This window comes from Hansschlegelia beijingensis (genome assembly GCF_045505405.1).
GTDB lineage: Bacteria > Pseudomonadota > Alphaproteobacteria > Rhizobiales > Methylopilaceae > Methylopila > Methylopila beijingensis_A.
The window spans coordinates 1-4,550 of record NZ_JBJKEX010000245.1 but is presented as its reverse complement, the minus strand read 5'-3'; the positions used below and the strand labels follow the sequence as shown (position 1 = coordinate 4,550).

The 4,550-nt window shown below is 69.3% G+C and carries 5 protein-coding genes; 2 read left to right on the top strand and 3 right to left on the bottom strand.

The window, feature by feature from the left end:
• Positions 1-302, bottom strand: a 302-nt coding sequence (locus tag ACIKT0_RS13405; protein WP_407105822.1) for a gamma-glutamyltransferase, incomplete at its 3' end; no start/stop codon positions are given.
• A gap of 144 nt (positions 303-446) precedes the next feature.
• Between ACIKT0_RS13405 and ACIKT0_RS13400 the strand changes: the two genes are divergently transcribed.
• Positions 447-701, top strand: coding sequence for a hypothetical protein (locus tag ACIKT0_RS13400; RefSeq protein WP_407105821.1), 255 nt, complete (start codon positions 447-449; stop codon positions 699-701).
• 91 nt (positions 702-792) lie between these two features.
• Complete coding sequence (locus ACIKT0_RS13395; RefSeq protein WP_407105820.1) at positions 793-1,680, top strand: HpcH/HpaI aldolase/citrate lyase family protein; 888 nt, start codon at positions 793-795, stop codon at positions 1,678-1,680.
• Between the two features lie 13 nt (positions 1,681-1,693).
• Here ACIKT0_RS13395 and ACIKT0_RS13390 read toward each other — a convergent pair whose 3' ends face one another.
• Together ACIKT0_RS13390 and ACIKT0_RS13385 are read right to left on the bottom strand one after the other, a co-directional pair.
• Positions 1,694-2,224 (bottom strand): YcnI family copper-binding membrane protein, encoded by a 531-nt coding sequence (locus tag ACIKT0_RS13390; RefSeq protein ID WP_407105819.1) that lies wholly within the window; start codon positions 2,222-2,224, stop codon positions 1,694-1,696.
• A 77-nt stretch (positions 2,225-2,301) separates the two neighbouring features.
• A complete protein-coding gene (locus tag ACIKT0_RS13385) occupies positions 2,302-4,449 on the bottom strand; it encodes a TonB-dependent receptor family protein (RefSeq protein ID WP_407105818.1) in 2,148 nt (715 codons plus the stop codon).
• Between the last annotated feature and the right edge of the window lie 101 nt (positions 4,450-4,550).

The following is a 4,550-nucleotide window of genomic DNA, read 5'->3' as shown; positions in this document are numbered from 1 at the left end:
GACATGGCGCCGCGCGGCGGGATCACGTCGCGGCCGCGGTCGCGGTAGAAGGCGATGGTGGCGCGCGAGCCGGCGCGGCAGCAGGCTTCGATGTAGCGGACCTTGCCGGACGGCTCGCGGACGAGCCAGAAACCGTCGCCGCCGATCGCGTTCATGTGCGGATAGACGACCGCGATGGTCGCCGCCATGGCGGTCATGGCCTCATAGGCGTTGCCGCCTTCCGCGAGTATCGCGCGCCCTGTCTCGGCGGCCGCCGCATGAGGCGCGGCCACGACGCCGCGATCCGAACGGGCTGCTTCCATCAGCGATCAGTCCTGCCGTCGAAGGAGGCGAAAGGCCTATAGGCCCGGCCGGCAGGGGGCAACCCGCAGGCCTCGACGCGGCTCCCCGTCATGCTAAAAGGGCGCCGCGGCGCTTCTTCGCCGCCCTTTCTGGAGCATCTGCCCGTGTCCGACGCGCCCGACCAGGAATTCTCAAGCGGCCTCGCCCGGATCGTGACCCTCGGTTCCGCGACGGTCCTGATCGCGACGCAGACGATCGCCGCCTCCGTGGCCGGCGGCTGGGCGATCGCGGGCTTCCTCGGTCTCGGCGAATACGGCGCCTACGCGCTCGAGGCCATCGGCCTCTGCCTCGGGGTCTGGGCGGTGGTCACCTTCGTCCGCACCGCCCTCAAGAACGACCCTGCGCGTCCGCGCGCCTGAGGCCTGACGCGTCCCGCGCCATCGGCGGGGCTTCGCACGCGCAAAAACTTTGGTAGGTGATCGGCGTCTTCAATCGAACGGACGCTTTCCCATGGCCGATCTCCGTCTCCGCCGCAGCGTGCTCTACATGCCGGGCTCGAACCAGCGCGCTCTCGAGAAGGCCAGGCAACTGCCCGCGGACGCGCTGATCCTCGACCTTGAAGACGCCGTGGCGCCGGACGCCAAGGAACTGGCGCGCGAACAGGTGTGCGCGGCGGTGAAGGCCGGCGGCTACGGAAGCCGCGAGATCGTGATCCGCGTCAACGCTCCCCAGACGCCGTGGGGCGAGGAGGATCTGAAGGCCGCGATCGAGGCGCGGCCGGACGCGATCCTGATGCCCAAGGTGAACTCCCCGGCCGTGCTGGAGAGCATCGCGAACCGGCTCGAGGCGCTCGACGCGCCCGAGAGCATCGCGGTCTGGGCGATGATCGAGACGCCGGCGTCGATCCTCAACATCAAGGAGGTCGCGGCCTCCCGCAGGACGGTGCCGGGCTGCCGGCTTTCCTGCCTCGTGCTCGGCACCAACGACCTCGCCAAGGACACCTGGGCGCAGATCGTGAAAGGCCGGGCGCCGATGATGCCCTGGATCATGTTCGCGCTCGCGGCGGCGCGCGCCGAAGGGCTCGCCATCCTGGACGGCGTGTTCAACGACCTCGACGATGTCGAGGGCTGCCGCGAGGAATGCCGCCAGTCGCGCGATCTCGGCTTCGACGGCAAGACCATCATCCACCCGAACCAGATCGAGCCGGCGAACACCTGCTTCGCGCCCTCGGCCCAGGAGGTCGAGCGCGCCCGCAAGGTGATCGCGGCCTTCGACCTGCCGGAGAACGCCAAGCGCGGCGCGATCCGGGTCGAAGGCCGGATGTATGAGCGCCAGCACATCGGCATGGCGCGCCGCGCCGTCGCGTGGCACGAGGCGATCGCCGCCAAGGGCGGCTGACGCCCGCTCCGGCTCAGTGGCGGTGCGACTCGGCGCCCGAGGTCAGCGTGACGCTCGGCGCCGGCCGCTCCGGATGATCGTCCGAGCTCTTGGGGATCTCGGTCCATTCCGTCGTCTTGCCGCCGGCGCAGTCCTGGATGACCGAGAAGCGCAGCACGTCGCCAGCCTTCAGCTCGCGGGCCGCGAAGCCGAACAGCGTGAACTCGTCGACGAAGGCGTTCGGCAGCTCGCCACCGGACCAGGAGACCTCGGTCACGCCCTCGGTGAGCGTCTTGCCGTGATAGTAGGCGTAGGCGCCCTGGTACTTGCCCCGCCCGGTCTTGATCGACCAGCCGGGCTTCGGCATCGGCTTCACGCCGATGAAGCCGTCCGGGATCACGACGCGCAGCCCCGTGGTGGGGGCGCCGTCGCAGCCATGGGTGACGCGGAACGTCGCCCGGACGCTGGAGCCGACCGGCGCCTCCGCCGGATCGACCACGATGTGGGCCGCGGCCGTGGCGCTTCCGAGCGCGACGGCGGCGAGAACGAGAGCGCATTTCAGCATGGGCGTCTGCCTCGTCTGGATCGGAGAAGTCGTCTGGGAGGACGGCCGGCGGCGCCCGCCGGCCGTTGCGCGGCGGATCACCAGCGGTATTTGACGCCGGCGTAGAGGGCCCGGCCGGAGCCCGGCTCGAACAGCGCGGATTGCGGGTTCGCGCGATCGGTGACGCTGACGCTCGCGATGTACTTCTTGTCCGCGAGGTTGCGCGCCTCGACATAGGCCGAGAACGGCCCGCCGGCGTCGTAGCCGGCCTTCGCGCCCAGCAGCGCGTAGGCCTTCGTCTTCAGCGTGTTGGCGCTGTCGACGTAGTAGGCCTGCGGGACCCACTCCACGTTCGGGCCGGCGTAGAAGCCGCCCGGATGCTTGTAGAGCAGCTCCGCCCGCAGATAGTGCCGCGGCGCGCCGGGCAGCTTGTTGTTCCCGAAGCTGGCGTCGTCGTCGAAGCGGAAGTCGTTGAAAGTGTAGGCGAGGTTCAGCCAGAGCTTGTCGCCGGACGAGCCGCTGGCGCCCTCCTCCGTCGCGACGCCCGCGTCCTTGACGAAGATGTCTTGCAGCACCGCCGCGCCCAAGCCGAGCTCCACCCCCTGATGGACGGTCTTGTCGAGGTTGACCACGGTGCAGGAGCCGGAATTCGTCCCGCTGTCCCGGCAGAAGAACTCGTCGCGGATGTTCATCCGGTAGAGCGCGACGTCCCAGGTGAAGTTCTCGCGCCGGCCGCGCGTGCCGATCTCGTAGCTCCACGCCTTCTGGGGCTTGGCGAGCGCAGGGCCGGCGAAGTTGTTCTCGCCGAAGCTCGGCGCCTCGACGCTGCGCGAGACGTTCGCGTAGCCCTGCCACGTCGGATCGATGTCCCACAGCAGGCCGATCTTGGGGCTGGCGAGCGAGTAGGTCTTCGAGCCGGAATCGTCCGGGACGGGGTCGGGCGTCGCCGGATTCCCGCCCAGCGGCGGATCGTTGAAGAAATGGTCGTTCTGCCGGCGCTTGGCGTAGAGGTACTGGATCCCCGTGACGACCCCGACGGTCGGGGCGACGTAGAACGTGTTCTCGGCGTAGAGCGAGACGTTGTTCGAGAACTGCTCGGCGTCGAAGGTCTTGGCCCCCTTGCGGCCGGCGACGTTGACGTACTGCCTGGCGTCCGTGGTCCCGGCCAGCACGTTCACGCCAGCCACGAAGCGGTTGGCGCGGCCGCCGATCTCGCGCTCGTCCGTCACGCGGGCGAAGCCGCCATAGTTCAGATATTTGTAGTCGAGCCACTGGAAGATCGGGTGCATCAGATGCCGGTCCACCACGAAGGCCCCGAGGTCCACCGAGGTCGTGTCGGCGAGGCGGATCGTCGTCTTGTTGGCGAACCGGATGGTGTCGATGTTGCGCTCCTGGTCCATCGCCAGGTTGTTCGGCGCGGCCGCCTTGGGGTCGTGCAGCGCGGCGCGGCGCGAGACGCTGCCCGGGATGTTCTGCCGGACCTCGTTGGCGTTCAGGTAGAAGCGCGTCTCGACATTGTCGCCGATCCGGTAGCCGACATTGCCGCTGAAGCGCGCCGCATGGCCGTCGCTGTGGTCGCGGAACCCGTCGGTCTGTGTCCGCGAGCCGGTGACGAAATAGTCGACCGCGCCGTATGCGCCGCCGGAGCTCGCCTGCAGCCGGTATGTCCCGAAGGATCCGACGTCCACCGCGCCCTGGGCGAGGCTCGCGTCAGCGTCGCGGCCGGTCGCGGTGACGAAGTTGATCGCGCCACCGAGCGAGTTGGCGCCGAAGCGCAGCGCGTTGGCGCCCTTGTAGACCTCGATCATCCGGTAGGCGGACGGGTCGATCTCCTGGAAATCGCCGTAGCCGTCGGCCGTGTTGATCGGGATCCCGTCCATGTAGAGCTGGACGCCGCGCAGATGGAAGTTGCGCGACAGGCCGGAGCCGCGGATCGAGAGCCGTGTGTCGTCGCCCCATTTGGGCTGCACGAACACGCCCGGCGTGAAGTCGAGCGCGTCCTTGATGGTGAGCGCCGGCGTCGACTTCTTGTAGCCGTCGGCGTCGATCACCTCGACGGCGCCGGGTGTGCGCTCGATCTCGCGTCGGCGCTCCCCGAGCGGCGGCGAGGTCAGGCTGCCGGCTGAGCCGGCGCCCTGAACGACGATTTCCTCGAGCTGCGCGCTCTCGGCGTCTTGTGAATAGGCGGATTGCGGCAGGGCTGCGCCACACAGCGCGACCCCCGCGAGAAGGGCAGATCTCAACATTTCGGAAAGTCCGGGACGGGCCGATCGGTCGCGTCGGCACGGGCGGTGCTCGCCCGTGGCCTACGCGGCGGCCACGCGGTCGCAGGACGCCGGCGCATGCG